This is a genomic window from Salinibacterium sp. M195 (assembly GCF_019443965.1).
In the GTDB taxonomy this organism is placed as follows: Bacteria; Actinomycetota; Actinomycetes; order Actinomycetales; family Microbacteriaceae; genus Rhodoglobus.
In genome coordinates, this window is the sequence record NZ_CP040814.1 from 1,784,365 (window position 1) to 1,801,623 (window position 17,259).

Sequence of the window (17,259 nt, forward strand, 5' to 3'; positions counted from 1 at the left end):
CTGCTGCTGTCTTCAAAGACCGCCGAGTTTCACGATAATGAATAATCACGTTGACTTTGTGTATTTATTCAATATAGTTGTGTTTAGTCCTCAAGTGCAGTGCCAACAGTGTAGGCCCGGTTCTCCGATTCGCCTTCACCAATGCACTGAAAAGTCTACGAAGAGCAATGCGTAGTACTTCGGGTTAGCGCCCGTCCTTGAGGGACAAGGACCTCTAGAGGTCGTCCAAAAACCGATAGGCATTCACCGACGTGACCTCGTTGCGGTGGCGAATTCCAGCACCCTCATGCGCCAATGGCGGCGTAAAAGAAGGAATCAAACATGCTCAGTACGACTGTCACAGACACAGTGCACCTCCCCAAGCACCTCACTCCAGAAGTTAGACGGGGCCTTCTCGGTCTCGGGCTCGGCAACACGCTGGAATGGTTCGACTGGATGATCTTCGGTCTCCTCTCCGCTTTCATCGGCCCTAAGTTCTTTCCCTCCGACGATCCCCTCACTGCCACGCTGAGCGCTCTCGCCGTCTTCGCCGTTGGCTTCGCCTTCCGGCCCCTCGGCGGAATCCTGCTCGGAACAATCGCCGACCGCATCGGTCGCCGCCGGGTCATGCTTCTCTCGATCTCGATGATGGCTGGCACGACCGCGGTTATCGCGATCGCGCCAACCTACGAACAGATTGGTGCCTGGGCTGGCGTCATCCTGTTGGTCTGCCGTGTAATCCAAGGCGTTTCCACCGGTATCGAAGCTCCGCTCTCTACGGCGCACGCCGTGGAACTCGCCCCGGTCGGCCGTGAAGGTCTCGTTGCCGGGCTCATGTCTTTCTATGTAAACATCGGCATCCTGCTCGCGTCACTCACAAGCTTCCTCACCAGTCTTCTTCTCGGCGGCGAGGCCATGGCCGAGTGGGGTTGGCGCGTGCCGTTCATAATCGGGGCCCTCTTTGGACTCGTCGTTATCTATCTTCGTCGCTCCCTTCCCGAGACAATGACCACCGAAGAACTCGCGGAAGGTTCCCCCAAAAAGGTGTGGACAGATGTGCGGAAGCACTGGCTCAGTGTCCTCGCGATCATTTTCGTGGTCGGTGCTGCCCAGGCGTACAGCTACGCCTGGAACGTCGGCCTTCCGAGTGCCGCTCGCGGCAACTTCAAAGAAGACCCCACTCTGGTCTTCGCCCTCACAACGGTGCTCGGCGTCATCCTGGTAATCGGCAGCTGGATCATCGGCAAGCTCGTTGATGGCAAAGCAATGTCGAAGTGGTTCCTCGTGACCAGACTCCTCGCCATCCCGTCGGTCTTCCTCATGCTCTTGTATGTCGAGCCAGGAATTTTCAGCTTCGCTGCGGTTCTCCTCGGCGGCTCGATCGTCCTGGTGCTCAACATGACGCTCTACAACGTTGTCGCCTCATCACTCATGCCCAAGACCTGCCGCGGAACTGGCGTCTCGCTGGGATACGGAATCGGAGTCGCTCTCTTCGGCGGAACCGCCTCGTACCTACTCGTGTGGCTGCAATCCGAGGGATTGACGTGGGTGTTCCCGGTCTACGTCGCCGTGCTCTCCATTCTCAGCATCGTCTTCTATCTGCTCGCCCGCCGCTCAAACGGCCTCTTCGTTGGAAATTAAGGAAACACCATGACTGCTCTCGACTTGCGCACCACCACCGCCGATGTCACGGCGCCCATCGTCTCTCACTCAGACATCCTCGTTGTGGGTGGCGGCCCGGCCGGCGTCGCTGCCGCCGTCACCGCAGCACGAAGCGGTGCGAGCGTTACCCTGCTCGAGCGCTATTCAGCGCTCGGCGGCCTCGCCTCCGGCGGAATGGTCCTCGTACTCGATGACATGATCAACGGCCCAGAAATAACCGTCACGGGAATTGTCAGCGAGTATGTCGACCGCCTCGAAAGCATCGGACTGGCCGTCGTCCCTCCAGAGGAGGACCGTCACGCTGCAACCGAAACCTGGAACAAGTGGGGTCGCTTCGGACTCTTCGACTTTCACTCGCACAGTAACCCCAAGCCGGTTTGTTACGCGGCCGCTTTTGACCCGGATGGGTGGAAGCGTGTGTCTAACGATTTGGTCCGCGAAGCTGGGGTTAATCTCCGACTTCATTCCTGGTTCTCCCGCCCGATCGTCGACGGCGGGGTAATCAAGGGAGTAATTTGCGAGACCAAGTCAGGCCCGCAGGCGTTCACTGCTGACATTGTCATTGATACCACTGGCGACATTGACGTTGCCTCTCGTGCCGGGGCGAGTTACGCCCATGACAGCTACCTCACCACCTTGGTATTCCGTCTCGGCGGCGTAGACACCGTCGCTGCGGAAAAGTACGAACAAGAACACCCGAAGGAAGCCCGCGCTATCAACCGTCAGGTGAAAAGGCTTCTCGGCGGGGCGTGGGAGCTGTGGTGGTTGAAGACCCCGATCCCGGGTGTTGTCTGGTGCAATGCGCCTCACATGACCGGATTCGATGGTGTTGACCCTGAAGACATGACCAAGGCGGAGTTCGCCGCTCGCGACCGAATCACCGAAGCGGTCGATTTCGTCAAGGCGAACCTCCCCGGTTTCGAGAACACCTACATTGTCGATGTCGCCCAGCAGATGGGCGTGCGCCAAACTCGGCTCCTTCAGGGCGAATACGTCATGACGAAAGAAGATGTGACGTCACGACGCCACTTCACCGACTCCGTTGCGCGGGGTCGTGACTACTACTACCCCTACCGCTCGCTACTGCCCAAGGAAGTTGACCAGTTGCTCGTTGCTGGACGGCACTATTCCGCAACGCCGGAAGCGCAAAAAATGTCACGCGAGATCCCGCCATGCATGGCGATGGGTCAGGCCGTCGGCGTGGCAGCAGCGCTCGCTATGGATCAGAACGTTCTCGTCCGTGACGTGCCGGCAGCCGACATCCAGCGCGAAATGCACAAGCATGGCGCCGACCCCGGAGACGTACCCTCCGCTAACGCCAGCATCGACTCGGATGCGTTGGCTCAGGTATGACTGGCACCGCAACGATGCCCTTAGCCGGAGTCACCGTCGTTGACTTCACCCAGGTGTACATGGGGCCGAGCTGTACCCAATTGCTTGGCGACTATGGCGCAGACATCATCAAGGTCGAACGACCGGGTCTCGGCGATATCTCGCGCAATTCTTTTCCCGACAAGGACGGTCAAGATAACCCGATCTTCCTCTCGATCAACCGCAACAAGCGCAGCTTGTCTATCGACACCCGCAAGGATGAGGGCCGCGAAGTCCTGCGCAAGCTCCTTGTCGATGCCGATGTTGTTGTCAGCAATTTCCGCGCCGGGGTAATGGATCGGATGGGGTTCGGTTATGAGGAACTGAAGGAGATCAACCCTCGCCTCATTTGGGCCTCGGGAACCGGTTTCGGCACGGAAGGGCCTTACGCACATAAGGGCGGCCAGGATGTCATTGCTCAGGCTTATTCGGGAGTGATGTGGCGCCGGGAGTCTGCGGATTCTCCGCTCTCGGTCTACCCGACAACGCTGTGCGATTACACGACCGGAATGCACCTCATGCAGGGCATCCTGTTGGCGTTGCGTACTCGTGACGAGTCCGGTGTCGGCCAAAAGGTCGAGGTGACAATGTACGACTCCATGCTGCACATGCAGATGCAGGAGGCGTGCATGCAGCTCAATCGCGGCTACGAAGTTAACTGGGGAGCCATGCCGCTCAGTGGTGTCTACGCGACGACGGATGGCGCGATCACCATGGTCGGCGGCTTCACCCCCGATCCGTTGCAGCACATTTCGCGTGCCCTTGAGCTGGACGAGGATCTTAGCCTGCGTCCCGAGTTCGCGACCCTAGAGCAGCAGTTCGAGCACAAGCCCATTCTGCAAAGCATCTTTCGCGACCGGATTGCCACAAACACCACCGCGTACTGGGGTGAGCGTCTGGAGAACGAGGGTCTGTTGAATGCGCCGGTACACACGCTGGAGCAGGCACTCGCCGACGAACAGACCGCGGCAAACAAGATGATCGTCGAGGCCGAGCATCCGTCGGTAGGAACGGTGCGGATGCTCAACGCCCCCATTCGGTTGTCGGCGACGCCGCCGACGATTCGCCGGAGCGCGCCGCGCCTTGGCGAGCACAACGTGGAGGTTCTCAAGGAAAACGGCTACGACGCGGATGCTATTGCCAAGTTGCAAGAGTTGGGCGTGCTGCGATGAGCGCGACAGCTGCACTGAGCGAGGTACAGCCGAGCGACGGCGTCAGCCTGGAGATTGAAAACCACGTTGCCACGGTGAGCATCAACCGACCTCACGTGATGAACGCCGTGGATGAGGCTACGACAGCGCGACTCAATGAGATTTGGGATCGGATCGAGAACGACAGTGACATTCGTGTTGTCGTTCTGACGGGCGCGGGGGACCGTGCGTTCTGCGTGGGCGCCGACATGTCTGCAGCGGCTGTCGATAAGACGGGCTTACAGTACTGGGCTGACCTCGACCCGAACGGTTTTGGCGGCATTAGTCTCCGCACAACCCTCGACATCCCTATTATCGCCCGCGTTAATGGCTACGCCCTCGGTGGCGGCATGGAAATGGTGCTCGGAGCCGACATCGTCGTGGCGGCCGAGTCAGCTCAATTCGGTTTGCCCGAACCACGCGTGGGACGGCTAGCTCTCGACGGCGGCATCAGCCAGCTCGTTCGCAAAATTCCGTACACCCAAGCGATGGGGATGCTTCTGACCGGTCGCAAGGCGCCGGCTGTCGAGATGGCGACCATGGGCCTCGTCAATGACGTTGTTCCGGCCGCCGAACTTGACGCGGCCGTCGACCGTTGGGTGCAGGACATCCTGGCCTGCGCACCGACATCGGTGCGCGCGGTGAAGCAGATGGTCACCCGCACGACTCACCTCTCAGCCCGCGACGCCCGCGCTGTGCGGCTTCCCGCTCTGATGGATGCCCTCGATAGCAGCGACTCCGCTGAAGGTGTCTTAGCTTTCCAAGAGAAGCGCCGACCTGTTTGGCCGGGAAAGTGACTGGGCAGCCGAGCGTGACCGCGCGCGGAACCTTCGCCCCCGGCGTGTGGGGTGTGCTCGCGACACCATTCCAGGGCAGCACTTTCGATGTTGACGTGGATAGTCTTGCCATGCTCGCCGAGCACTACGAGGCCATTGGTGCAACTGGGCTAACCGTGCTGGGTGTCTTCGGTGAAGCGGCCGCACTCTCTGCTTCAGAACGAGAACTGGTTCTCGAGATTGTGACTGAGACCACGACACTCCCGCTTGTCGTCGGCATCACAGCATTGGGTACCCACACCGCGATCGAAGAAATTCAAGCCGCACAGGCCGCCGCCGGCGACCGGATCGCCGCCGTTATGGTGCAGGTCAATTCGCCGAATCCGCAGGTCGTGATCCGCCACTTGCAGGCTATCCATCAGGCTACGGGCGCGTTCGTCGTGCTTCAGGACTACCCGCTCGCGAGCGGCGTCGCTATCCCGACGGCTGCTCTGGTCTCCGTGGTGTCGTCCTGCGTGTTCGTCGTCGCTCTCAAGGCTGAGGCTCCGCCAACACCGGTCGCGATTGCAGCGCTCACCGCTGCGCTCGACGTTCCCGTCTTCGGTGGCTTGGGCGGCCAAGGGTTGCTCGATGAACTAGTTGCCGGTGCCGCCGGTGCGATGACAGGATTCTCCTACCCTGAGGCTCTCATTGCCTGCGTAAATGCGTGGACGAGCTCCGGTTACGAGGCGGCACGCGATGCGCTCCTGCCCGTTCTGCCGCTGATCAACTTCGAACAGCAAGCGAAGATTGCTCTTGCCCTGCGCAAGGAATGCTTCCGTCAGCGCGGTCTGATCAAGGAGTCCGCTGTGCGGCCCCCGGCTGCGGAATGTCCGGAAAGCCTGCGCGAATCGATGCTCATCCATTTGGGTGAAGCCGCAGAAGCCTACCCCGAGAGGAAGTAATGGATCTCAAACTTCAGGGAAAGACAGCCTTGGTTGCCGCCTCCACGGGAGGCCTGGGCCTCGCTGTGGCAACAGCACTTGCCGAGGAAGGTGCCAACGTCGTTATCACCGGCCGGCGTGGCGACAGCGCTCAAGAGATCGCGGACGGCCTGCCGAGTGCGGTCGGCATTGGGGCCGACCTCACTACTGAAGATGGCATCAACAGCGCGGTCGATGGCGCGGTCGCGGCTTTCGGCCCGATCGATGTGCTTGTGCTGAACGGACCCGGCCCCAAGCCCGGTGCTGCGGCTGCGCTCAGCAGCGACGAAATCGCGACAGCGTTCGACCTGCTCGTCAAGCCGCACCACGCCCTAGTTAGTCGGGTATTGCCCAGTATGCGAACCCGGCGTTGGGGGCGCATTCTTGCGATCGGATCCAGTGGAGTTGTCGCGCCGCTACCCAATCTCTCGGTCTCGAATATCGGACGGGCGGCACTTGCTGGCTATCTCAAAACGCTCGCGGCGGAAGTGGCGTTGGACGCAGTGACCGTCAATATGCTTTTGCCGGGCCGGATCGAGACTGATCGGGTCTACGAAATTGATCATGCTGCAGCCAAGCGACGTGGAACCTCCATTGAGGCGATTCAGCAAGAGTCTCGGAACAGCATCCCCGCTCGGCGCTACGGCGATCCGGCGGAGTTCGGGGCCGCGGCGGCCTTCCTCTGTAGTGGACCGGCCTCCTACATCACCGGAGTAGCTCTGCGCTGCGACGGCGGCCTCGTTCGCACCCTCTAATTACTGACCTCAACGAAGGAGTCCCCATGACTAACGCAGCAATTGCACAGAACCTGATCAACGGCGAATGGCTGGGCGGAGCAGACGTCGAGAGAATGAACCCTGCGCGCCCCGGTGAGGTTGCGGTCGTGTCTCCCCACGCGAATCCCGAAGCTCTCGATCAGGCCATTGCCGCCGCCACGTCGGCTCAAGAATCGTGGGCCACAATGCCATTGCCTGCGCGAGGTGCCATTCTCATCTCCGCGGGAACGCTGCTCGAGCAACGCAAGCGTGCCATCGCCGAAGACCTTGTTCGTGAAGAAGGTAAGACGATCGCTGAAGCGCTGGGCGAAGTTACTCGCGCTATCGATGTGATGCGCTTCTTCGGATCGTTGGGTTGGGCTTCGACCGGTGACGTCCTGCCGAGCGGTCTCCCCAACACCTCCATCTATACGCGCCGCGAGCCTCTCGGCGTGGTTGGACTGATTACCCCCTGGAACTTTCCGATCGCCATTCCGGCGTGGAAGACTGCGCCCGCACTCATTAGCGGGAATGCTGTTGTGCTTAAGCCCGCTGAAATGACGCCGATGTCGGCCACTCACCTTGCCCGTGCCCTCACCGACGCTGGCCTGCCGGATGGTGTGCTCAATATCGTGCACGGCGCAGGGCGCATCATCGGTTCTGCTCTCGCGCAGGACACCCGCGTTGCCGGGCTCTCGTTCACCGGGTCCACAGCTGTCGGCTTGGGACTGCACCAAGTGATGAGTGAGCGGCGCGCCCGAGTGCAGCTCGAAATGGGCGGCAAGAACGGCGTGCTCGTCCTCGACGACGCCGACCCCCGCAAGGCTGCTCAGGTCGTGGCGGCGGGCGGATTCGGCCTCACGGGTCAGGCATGCACGGCGACATCGCGCGTCTATGTAACGCCGGGCATCCGTTCCGCGTTCCTTGACGAGCTTGTGGCACAGGCGGGGGCGTACCTCCCCGGAGATGGGCTCGATGCGGCAACAAAAATGGGGGTCGTCGTCAGCGACAACCAGATGGAACAAAACCAGGGCGCCGTACGTGGCGCGCTGGGGCGTGGTGCTACTGCTCTGCATGGCTCCACCGGCGACAACGGCCTGCACTTCACCCCGACGGTGCTCACGGATCTCGCGCTCGACGACCCTGCCGTGCGCGATGAAATCTTCGGCCCGGTTGTTGCCGCGCTGGAGGTCCCGGACTACGAGGCTGGGCTGGCTGCGATTAACGACTCGCGTTACGGACTCACGGCGGGGATTTGCACCGACAGTCTTGCCCGCTCCACCGATTTCGCCCAACGCGCTCAGGCCGGCGTCATCAAGATCAATCGCCCGACAGCGGGACTCGACCTAAACGTGCCGTTCGGAGGGGTGAAGGACTCCTCGACGAACACGTTCCGCGAACAGGGTCGCACCGCATTGGACTTCTTCACCTGGGGCAAGACGGTTTACACCGGTGTGTGATCCCCAACAATGACCTACGTAATTGCCCAGCCCTGTGTGGATGTGAAGGACAAAGCCTGTATTGATGCGTGTCCCGTTGACTGCATCTACGAAGGGGGAAGGTCTCTCTATATTCACCCGGACGAGTGTGTGGACTGTGGAGCCTGCGATCCAGTGTGCCCCGTCGAAGCAATCTTCTATGTGGACGATGTTCCCGATGCCTGGGCTGAATACACCCGAGCCAACGTAGATTTCTTCAGCGAGTTGGGCTCGCCGAAGGGCGCTGCGCCACTCGGCAACACCGGTCAGGATGATCCGTTCATCGCCGCGCTTCCTCCGCAGAATGACGGAGTAGCCGAGTGACGGATGACGTCGCGCAATAACGCGTTGCTGGCATCGAGGTTGCCGTAGGCGGTTACGAAAAGACGATGATGGACTAAAATAATTCATAATGGTGAAGATTTCATCGATCGACGAGGGAGCCCGATGACTGACATCAAACCGGGAGTCAACACAGCCGCGCTGAGTGGGCTCTTGACCACGGTCGGGGCCATGGTGCACTCGGTGCGAAAAGAGATGGGGATGACGCTGGCGCAGTTGGCCGCGAAGTCCGATCTGAGCCCGGCAATCGTGAGCCAAATCGAGCGCGGTAAAGCTAACCCGTCGTTCACCACGTTGGCGCAACTCGCCCACGGCCTCGAGATTCCGGTAGGGCGCTTCTTCGTCGGACATACCGAACCGGCGTCACCCGTCGTGCGGGGTTCCGACCGACGCAATCTACAAGGTGTCACACGCGAATCAGTGGGGGAGGCGGTTCACGAACTGCTCACTCCAGACCAGAACGGCCTCATCGAGGCGCAATGGATTGTGAGCCCCCCTGGGCACGACACGAGTGCAACCCCGTTCCATCACGGTGGCGAGGAATTCGGCATCGTGATCTCTGGCAAGATCGACGTCTACCTCGACGGGGAGGCGCACGTCCTGGAGGCGGGCGACTCAATCACCTTCAACCCGGCCGCTCCGCACTGGTACATCAACCGCTACGAAGAGCCGTGTGTCGCGATCTGGGTGAGCACCCCGCCCACTCGCTGATTTCACTCGGATCTGATGTCGGTTCGGTTGAGTCTGGGGTTTACGACGCCACGGCGACGGCATCGATCATTATGGTCTCAGATTTGACGCTTGGTTGCCGAGCGCATGGAGCTCATCAGTCAGGAACCTGTACCCGAACTTTCGGTCCTCAGCAGACCACTCCTGTCGGCATCGCGGGCCGAGACGACGTTGCTCGCCACACACCGTTCACGACGGGGAAAATTCGCTAGTTCCGCTGAACGCCGCAAGAATACAGGCACTGCAAGTTCTGCATGTTCACGCACCCGGGGCTACTTCTCCGGAGCGACGGACCACTCTTCTTGGTGTCCGCCGTGCAACGGCGTCACGGTTGTTCGCCTTCGATAGATGACCAGAATGCTGGAAACGATCATCAGGCTTACGCCACCGCCGAATAACCACCAAGAGAGGGAGCGACCCGGAGTCACGTATTCAAGTTTCAACTCAAAGTTCCCCTGCGGTAGCTGCAATTGAACAAGGCTAGTGTCGCTGCGAACGACGGCAATACGCTGGCAGCCTTGATCCGTAGAACAAATGGTGGCTTGCCAGCCCGGATAGTACGCTTCGTTTAAAACGACGAGTGTTTCTTTCTCGACCACAACCTCATACTCGTACTCACCGGCGCTATAGGAGGCTGGCATCGAGTTTACAGAGCCACACACCCCAGTAGAGGCGCACGCGGCTATTTCGGCTTCTGACACCAATTTCGGGTCGTTACCCAGCACAATGCCGGGCGCGGAGAGAAGAGCCATGAAACGCTGCCCATGATCCTCGCTGAGCAAGTTAGCGGTCAACTCCTGCTGCGTGAGGGAAATATTCGACGCCCGGTATCCACCAACGGTGTACTCGCCGCTAAATGCACCGCGATTCCACCGCGCGCTGTAAAGCGCCTTCATGCTTTCTCTGTCGGCAACGGGCGTTCGCGATGGCCGCTGAATGCCTTCGTTTGGGTCGGGTATCTGCGTGCGGCTTTAAAAGTTGGCTTACCGTGGACCCATACTTCGTCACCTCGGCTTGCTCGCGATCAGTCTGCCACATGTGGGTATTCGTCGTCGCCCATAAGACACCCGACGCGGCAGTCAATACAATTAACGCAGCGGAGACAATTACACGTGACCGGGAACTTCGTGGGCGCCAAAGCAATGCGCCAATAATAAGCACTATCACCGCGGTCAGAATTACGATTTGTGGAAGCCAATCCGCTCGCACAAACGGACCTTTCCGGCCTATTTCTACCAGTGCCCCGGTAAGGACGATAAGGATTATGACCCTGCCCCAAGCCGTGCGTGGTGTCAGCCGCTGACCGCCGATACCAAGCAGGTGAGTCATCCCTGAACAGGCGAGAAGAGTAATTCCCAGAATCAGAAAGACCTTGAAGTCACTCATCGTAAACCTGCTGATGTCCAGTCCAGGAAGGCCCTGGGATGCATTGAACCAAGGCAAGAAAGGCATCCCCAACAGAAATGCCGGAACCGCGAGTGAAAGCCCGAGCGAAAAGACGGGGTCGCGCCACCGAGATAAAAATGCCAAGGCAAGTACTGTCGCCGGAATAAAAAAAGATCGCATGGACATCGAGTTTGGGAGTGAGTTTGACTCATAGCCGAACAAGAGAGTGCCGATCATGCTCGGGACAAAAATTGATGTGTCGGGAGTTGCCATGTCGAGAGGTTCCCGCAGAAGGAGGTAGGGGAGAATGCGTGGAGCAGAGAGCAGCGCGGCCGCGCCAACGGCGATCAGGAGAGGGACCAGATACTGTCGGAAAGTGGACCTAGTTTGGAACTGCCAAACGGTCACCCAGACTAGGCCAACGTATATCGCGGCTATGGCCATTCCTGGGTAGATTCCGGTCGCGGCCTGCCACAAGATGAACGCCGCCACGGGTATCGACCATGCCTTGGCCCAAGGCCATTTAGGGCTGATCGTCAGAAGAATCCAAGGGACGAGGGCATACCCCCGGGCAATGTCCACGTGTTCGGCATTTGTGAAGTATCCAACCCCGAAAAAAAAGGAGACCGCGGCGGCCAAAGCAATTTTGTAGTCGAGCTTCATCGTTCGAGCTAGAAGGTAAACACCGATATAGCCGACACCCACGTGCAAGGCGGCAAGAATAGCTGACGAATGGAGGGTAAAGGGCTCGAATAGGTTGGATATTCCGATGGGCAAGTACCATGCGCTGTTTTGTACGTTGACTGCGGCAGGAAAACCCGCCCATGTCGTGGGGAGCCAATCGACGGGCGAGAAGAACTGGCCGTTCTGCCACCAATAGTGCGCATCCGTGTTGTATCCACCAAGAAAATCGAGTGGAGGAATGAGTGCCCCGCTGAAGTATCCGCGAAATACAATGATTTCCAGCGCGGTGAGAATGCCCATTGCTAGTGCCGCGCGAAAGAGGCGCGTCTGGTGGAGTCTCAAGTTGGATCGGAGTCGTGTCCGTACTCGTGTCTTCAATGTCTGCCATACTCTCGTGGTGATCACTGATCGGCTGCGAGCCATTATGAGTTCTCGTCAGCGATGAGGCTATCTGCGTTGTTACCGAATGTGTTCAGTTTGGTTAGCCATACTGGTGTCGGACGCTAATGGACTCTCACCTCGGACACGAGGTTCAGTTCATCTTGGAATTCTGAGTATGTGCGAAGGTAGTCGGCGTTGTCATACGGCAAGGAGGCGAATACAGCCAGAACAGCGTCAGCGCTGTACGCGTATTGTGTTCCCCATGTCATCGCGGGCATATAGAGGCCGACATCGGGAGAATTGAGAAGAAATTCCTCCCGCTTCGTGCCGGAATCACGTATGGCGCGTACAGACCCCGCCAAGCAGACCAGGAACTGCTCACATTCCCGGTGCGCATGTTCCCCCCGAACATCTATCGACGGCACGTTATACACAGTGAAAAAGCGCTGGGGCACGAACGGGATATCTGCTTGGAAATCTGCTACGACTAAGCTGCCGCGCATGTCGGTGGTTTCGCGGAGCCGTACCAAGGGCGTGTCGACCAGGTCGATTGCGGCGTGGGTGCCTTCGGCGCTGCGCGAAACATTCATCGGTTTTCCGGCCTCATCGGTGTACCCGGATATGCGCGCGGGGTTGCCGACAACTATCGCGAAGGGCGGGACGTCTCGTGTGACGACCGCTCCGGCACCTACCATTGCCTTTTGCCCGATGCGAGTTCCCGGAAGGATGACTGCGCCGCCGCCAATCGACGCTCCTGCCTCTACTGTCGTGCGTGGGAACGAAGTGGGGTAGCGCTTACTGCGCGGGAAAAGATCATTTGTAAAAGTCACGTTGGGTCCGATGAACACATCGTCGCCGAGGTGGATGCCGTCCCACACTTGTACGCCCGACTTAACCGTGACTCGATCCCCAATGGTGACATCGTTTTCGATGAACACATGGTCGTTAATATTCACGTTTCGACCGATTACTGCTCCGGACAGTACGTGTGAGAAAGCCCAAATGGTGGTGCCGTCTCCCACGTCAGTACTTTCGCAGATCCCGTGGGGGTGAATAAATGCAGCCGTCATCAGTTCAATTCCTACTTCTTATTGGATCGGGTAAAGATAAGGCGGCCGGCAATAAAGCTGAGTGGGGCCGTTAGCAGCACGCTTGCGCCGTTCGCCCAAGGTGGCAACCCCCAGAGTCCGAAGACGACGACTACTCCGAGGCCACAGAAGTAAATTACGCCGTAGGAGCCGATATAGAGAAGAGCGCGGTGACGCGTCAGGAAGGAACTGAATACCCAACGACTCGTCAAAAGAACGGAATAAACGAGACCTAACGCAAAGGCAATGGTGAAGGCGATTGGTCCGGGTATGACAAAACTGAACGCGGCAACGAGAAATGCGGTCACAAGAGTGTTGGATCCCCCAACGAGGAGGAACCGCATCAGTGGACGCTGCAGCAAGCGCTTAACGATTGACTCTCTCTCGGTAGTCCCGCTTCGTTCGAACGATAGCGTCTGGCCGACCCTTGGTGTTCTCAAAAGCACGCCAAACGTATAGCCCGACAATTCCGAGGGCCACAAGAATACTGAACGTTGAGAAGAGAATCACCAACATTAGCGGCGCATACCCTGGTTCGGTGATGCCCCCGGTGACGTAGGCAATTAGGACTATAATTCCGAAAAGGAGGGTGAAAATGCCTCCAAGCATACCTACGGCGATCAGCAATGTTAGCGGAAGGTCTGTGAAATTGAAGACGCTATCCAGGAGGTAGCGAATCTTCTTGACTGCTGTCCAACCACTTTTCCCGTGTTCACGCGGTTGGCGCTCATAGGGGATTTCAGTTCGGCGAAATCCCACCCAGTACAGCAGGCCGACGAGACTTGAATGGGATTCGCCCAAGGCGAGCACTTCGTCCGAAACGGCGCGATTGCAGGCGAAGATGTCAACTCCGCCTTCAGGCATTTCCGGGAAAATATAGCGCCTATATAGGCGCCAAAATACCCCAGAGGTCCACTTGCTTAGTGCAGGATCGTTCCGAGCTACCCGGCGGCCAACGGTGATGTCGACTTCGTCTGTCGCCAGCGCTCGGAAAAAGTCAATGACGAGTTCGGGTGGTTCTTGCATGTCTGCGGCCATCACGGCAATGTAGTCGCCCGTGGCGTGCTTCATGCCTGTCCGGATCGCTGCGAATGAACCGAAGTTCTTGGAGTGCAGGATGAGCTGCGTGGGAAGCTGAAATGTTGGCAGCAATTGGGTCAAAACTGCATAGGAGTCGTCGGGCGAGGCATCGACAACGAAGACGATTTCGATTTGGCCGTTTATTTCACCGGCTAGGCCTTTAAGCCGTGCCAGCAAATCGGGGAGGCTCCCGGCATTCCCATAGACAGGAACAACAATTGAGAACGTTTTCATAGCCGTCAAATCAGCGTCCCGATAGCGTTGCAGACGCGATCGACCTCGCCCTCAGTCAGCTCAGGAAAGCACGGGAGAGAGAAGATTTCAGACGAGGCTAGTTCAGTGACCGGAAGTGACTGACTGACGGGCCTAAAGCCGGGTTGTTTATAGTCCGGGTAAGGAAAATGAATATCTGTTTGCACGCCCTGCCTGACTAGCGCTGCGCGCAGCTCCGTTCGTCGAGAGCTTCGTGCGACAGCGAGGTGGCCTACGTGGTGCTCACCCACTGCAGGCATAACTTGGAGGGGGCCTCCGGCCGAAGCCTCTGTATAACGGGCAATGATGGCGCGGCGACGTCCGTTCAGTCCATCCAGCTGGGGTATACGGGAACGAAGGAAGGCGGCCTGCAGCTCGTCGAGGCGCGAGTTCATGCCCCCCGGAAGCTCGGCCTGGTACTTTGATGACCATCCGTATTGGCGCAACTGCTTGACGGTGTCCGCATGCTTCTGGTTGTTGGTCAGGACCGCGCCACCATCTCCGATCGCGCCGAGATTTTTCGTCGGATAAAAGCTTGTTGCTGCTATATCCCCAAATGAACCTGCAACACGTCCATTTCGGCGCGCTCCGATGGCTTGCGCGCAGTCCTCCACGACGCGGATGCCTGATGCATGGCACATTTCAACCAGCGTCGTTATGTCCGTCAGATTTCCGTAGAGATGGGTGACAACCAACACTCCGACGTCAGCTGTTAGCGAGGATTGAACTGAAGTGGCGCTGAGGCAGAGTGAATCTGAGTCCACGTCGGCATAGCGAACAACGAAGCCGGCCCGCAGTGCCGCTGTGGACGTGTAGCCGCCGGCGTTGGCCGCAGTCACGACAACGTTACGGCCCTTTGGCATGACGGCCTTGATCGCCAACTCCAGTGCGTCGGTACCGGAAGCTACACCTAGTACGTGGTCAAGGTTAAGGTAAGCACCCAACTCTTGTTGAAACGCATCATGGTTGGGCCCCATAACGACATGTCCTGAATCCAAGACATTGGCGAGAGCACCGGACAGCGCAACTCGGTCCCGCGAGATTGCGCGTGAGAGGTCGTTCATGGGGACTACGGGACGGTCGGGAGATTCGATCAAAGCAGGGTCCTCAATGTGGGTCATTGTGAAGTCTAACCGTGCACCAGTGATCGTCGACGCCGGGTGAGCTTCGGGCTCCGCGAGGTCGGCTCCTCAGAGTTGATGTTTTGCTGAAATAGCCCATTGATGGCGTCGTTCGAGCGAGGGATATCTCTGCGGTTCCTCTAATCCGATTGATTCAACCCTGAGAGGTTAGAGGCCGTCAGCAAGTGCGTGTCGAACGATGTGGAATGTTCCGGAGCCGTTTGCGTGCACAGAATCTCTCAATACTTGGGAGTGAGTTTCGAGCGTGCTCCCGAGCGGGACTAGGAAAACGTGATTCGGCCCTAGTGGGCACCAAAACGGTTGACTTCGGCCTGGCCTCAAGTCGAAGTGGTCTGGAAGTTGACGTGGGTGAAATCTCCGCATGAGGCCGGAAGACCGCGCACGTCCAGTCGGGAACAGAACGGTCGTGCAACCACTAACAAGCCGGCGCCATCATAGATACCGCCTGCTAGCACCACGTGGGCGGTCGATTCTGTTGACGCGACGCTGGGAGCTAAACCGTTGCCTTCGACGCTTTAGCGTACTGAATAGGCGAAGCGGAATGCACCGTCCCTGATTTCCTGCCGCTTCATTTCTGGTGAAGGGATTCGGTTATGCCCAAGAAATACCCGGATGAGGTTCGTGAGCGAGCGGTTCGTATGACGCTTGATCGTGTGAAGGATTACCCGTCGATGTAGGCCGTGTGCCGCGACCTCGCGCCCAAGCTCAATCTCTGCCCGGAGACGTTGCGGAAGTGGGTCAGGCAGGCGTATTCCGAAGCCGGAGAATGGATCGCGAAGAGCTCGAGGAGATCAAGCGCCTCAAGCGCGAAAACCGAAATCTGCGGGAAACGAACGAGATCCTCTAGCCAGCGGCGTCTTTCTTCGCGAGGAAGCTCGACCCTCGCAGCCGTCCATAGCCGCATTCATCGTTGAGATGAAGGCGAAGGGCCATGGAGTCGAGCTGACGTGTGGCGTCCTGCGTGAGCAACGAGTCTTGCTCACTCCGCGGTCATATTGTGCATGGAAGTGGGTCTGATGTCGGTTTGGTTGAATCTGCGGGCCATGTCCCCAGGGCGACGGCATCCATCGTTATGGTCTCGAACTTGATCGGTGTCAGTCTCCGTGAGCCGCGTTAGCGTCGGCCCCACATACCGCCATACGTCCCATCGATCCTTGCAGCCCGTGACGCTTCAAAGCCTGCCGGAATTTCCTAGAACCAAATTGCGAGCCACGATTAGAATGAACGTCGTCTTCTAAGGCCGGGCGGCAAAAGTGGGGTGGCGCGATCCCAGAAGTTTCAGCGGAGCTCTGCTGCTAGTCCGTCCAGACTCGTGACACTCGTCGTCGGGGGAAGGAAGTGTTCCGGGTAGGTCGCTCCGGTGCGATTCACCCACACCGTTGAGAGTCCAGCCATTGCTGCGCCGTGAATGTCCCAAGGATGCACAGCAACAAGATATGCGGTTCCCGTAGTGCCGGTGCGAGTCAGCGCATCTTCATAAGCGCCCCGTGCGGGCTTCCATGGAGCGTGACCTTCGACCGAGAGCACCCCATCGATCAGATCTGAGACGCCAGCGGCCTCGAACAGTCGTTGAGCGGTAGCCGTGGGGCCGTTGGAAAGTGTGAAAAGCCGGTGCCCGGCGCCGTGGAGCGCTCGGATGCCTGCCGGCACGTCGTCGTGAACGTGCACCTGGGCGAACGCGGAGAGCACAGCATCCACTGACTCGTCTAACGAATGCGTCAGAGGGAGGTCGCGAAGGACAGAGTGTGCGTTTGTCGTAGCGATGTCGAGAAAACGAGCTGTACTCCCCGTGGCAGCGAGCGCAAAACCGTCGCGGAGCACGGTAGCGAACCACATCGTGGCCAAGCCGTGTGGTGCTCCGGCCGCATCAAAAGCGTCGGAGACAGGCTTCAGGTTGGATAGCGTTTCGTTGACGTCGAAGAAGATCGTGACCGTGGAGTTATTCATCATGTTCCGACTTTCTGGGCTGGCGTGTGCTCTAGCATGCAGATCTAGTGATCAC

At 58.7% G+C, this 17,259-nt stretch carries 16 protein-coding genes; 9 read left to right on the forward strand and 7 right to left on the reverse strand.

Annotation, left to right across the window (positions count from 1 at the left end; genetic code table 11):
- The first annotated feature begins 321 nt into the window (after positions 1-321).
- The 9 genes from FFT87_RS08560 to FFT87_RS08600 all read left to right on the forward strand — a co-directional run bounded on the left by FFT87_RS08560 (position 322) and on the right by FFT87_RS08600 (position 9,226).
- On the forward strand, positions 322-1,620 hold the full coding sequence (locus FFT87_RS08560; RefSeq protein ID WP_219948333.1) for an MFS transporter: 1,299 nt from the start codon (positions 322-324) through the stop codon (positions 1,618-1,620).
- A gap of 9 nt (positions 1,621-1,629) precedes the next feature.
- A complete protein-coding gene (locus FFT87_RS08565; protein ID WP_219948334.1) occupies positions 1,630-2,994 on the forward strand; it encodes an FAD-dependent oxidoreductase in 1,365 nt (454 codons plus the stop codon).
- Positions 2,991-4,184: a CaiB/BaiF CoA-transferase family protein gene (locus FFT87_RS08570; protein ID WP_219948335.1), complete on the forward strand. Its 1,194-nt coding sequence runs from the start codon at positions 2,991-2,993 to the stop codon at positions 4,182-4,184. The genes FFT87_RS08565 and FFT87_RS08570 overlap by 4 nt, the downstream gene beginning before the upstream one ends.
- Positions 4,181-4,999 (forward strand): enoyl-CoA hydratase-related protein, encoded by an 819-nt coding sequence (locus FFT87_RS08575; RefSeq protein ID WP_219948336.1) that lies wholly within the window; start codon positions 4,181-4,183, stop codon positions 4,997-4,999. The genes FFT87_RS08570 and FFT87_RS08575 overlap by 4 nt, the downstream gene beginning before the upstream one ends.
- Complete coding sequence (locus FFT87_RS08580) at positions 4,996-5,922, forward strand: dihydrodipicolinate synthase family protein (protein WP_219948337.1); 927 nt, start codon at positions 4,996-4,998, stop codon at positions 5,920-5,922. The genes FFT87_RS08575 and FFT87_RS08580 overlap by 4 nt, the downstream gene beginning before the upstream one ends.
- A complete protein-coding gene (locus FFT87_RS08585; RefSeq protein ID WP_219948338.1) occupies positions 5,922-6,695 on the forward strand; it encodes an SDR family oxidoreductase in 774 nt (257 codons plus the stop codon). Before FFT87_RS08580 ends, FFT87_RS08585 begins: the two co-directional genes overlap by 1 nt.
- Before the next feature lie 26 nt (positions 6,696-6,721).
- Positions 6,722-8,155 (forward strand): aldehyde dehydrogenase family protein, encoded by a 1,434-nt coding sequence (locus FFT87_RS08590; RefSeq protein ID WP_219948339.1) that lies wholly within the window; start codon positions 6,722-6,724, stop codon positions 8,153-8,155.
- A gap of 9 nt (positions 8,156-8,164) precedes the next feature.
- Positions 8,165-8,497 carry a ferredoxin gene (gene fdxA, locus FFT87_RS08595; protein WP_219948340.1) on the forward strand — a complete coding sequence of 111 codons (333 nt, stop codon included), beginning with the start codon at positions 8,165-8,167 and terminating at the stop codon, positions 8,495-8,497.
- Between the two features lie 123 nt (positions 8,498-8,620).
- Positions 8,621-9,226 (forward strand): cupin domain-containing protein, encoded by a 606-nt coding sequence (locus tag FFT87_RS08600; protein WP_219948341.1) that lies wholly within the window; start codon positions 8,621-8,623, stop codon positions 9,224-9,226.
- Positions 9,227-9,516: 290 nt separating this feature from the next.
- Here the strand turns inward: FFT87_RS08600 and FFT87_RS08605 are convergent, their stop codons facing one another.
- The 7 genes from FFT87_RS08605 to FFT87_RS08635 all read right to left on the reverse strand — a co-directional run bounded on the left by FFT87_RS08605 (position 9,517) and on the right by FFT87_RS08635 (position 17,207).
- Positions 9,517-10,140, reverse strand: a complete 624-nt coding sequence (locus FFT87_RS08605) for a hypothetical protein (RefSeq protein ID WP_219948342.1) — start codon at positions 10,138-10,140, stop codon at positions 9,517-9,519.
- A complete protein-coding gene (locus FFT87_RS08610; RefSeq protein ID WP_219948343.1) occupies positions 10,097-11,614 on the reverse strand; it encodes a hypothetical protein in 1,518 nt (505 codons plus the stop codon). The genes FFT87_RS08605 and FFT87_RS08610 overlap by 44 nt, the downstream gene beginning before the upstream one ends.
- 203 nt (positions 11,615-11,817) lie before the next feature.
- Entirely contained in the window at positions 11,818-12,765 is a 948-nt protein-coding gene (locus tag FFT87_RS14700) for a WxcM-like domain-containing protein (protein WP_219948344.1), read from the reverse strand.
- Positions 12,766-12,776: 11 nt separating this feature from the next.
- On the reverse strand, positions 12,777-13,127 hold the full coding sequence (locus FFT87_RS08620) for a GtrA family protein (RefSeq protein ID WP_219948345.1): 351 nt from the start codon (positions 13,125-13,127) through the stop codon (positions 12,777-12,779).
- 22 nt (positions 13,128-13,149) lie between these two features.
- The gene (locus tag FFT87_RS08625; RefSeq protein ID WP_219948346.1) at positions 13,150-14,097 is read right to left on the reverse strand and encodes a glycosyltransferase family 2 protein; all 948 of its coding nucleotides are present in this window, start codon (positions 14,095-14,097) and stop codon (positions 13,150-13,152) included.
- A gap of 5 nt (positions 14,098-14,102) precedes the next feature.
- A complete protein-coding gene (locus FFT87_RS08630; protein WP_219948347.1) occupies positions 14,103-15,236 on the reverse strand; it encodes a DegT/DnrJ/EryC1/StrS aminotransferase family protein in 1,134 nt (377 codons plus the stop codon).
- A 1,299-nt stretch (positions 15,237-16,535) separates the two neighbouring features.
- Positions 16,536-17,207 carry a haloacid dehalogenase type II gene (locus FFT87_RS08635; protein ID WP_219948348.1) on the reverse strand — a complete coding sequence of 224 codons (672 nt, stop codon included), beginning with the start codon at positions 17,205-17,207 and terminating at the stop codon, positions 16,536-16,538.
- Between the last annotated feature and the right edge of the window lie 52 nt (positions 17,208-17,259).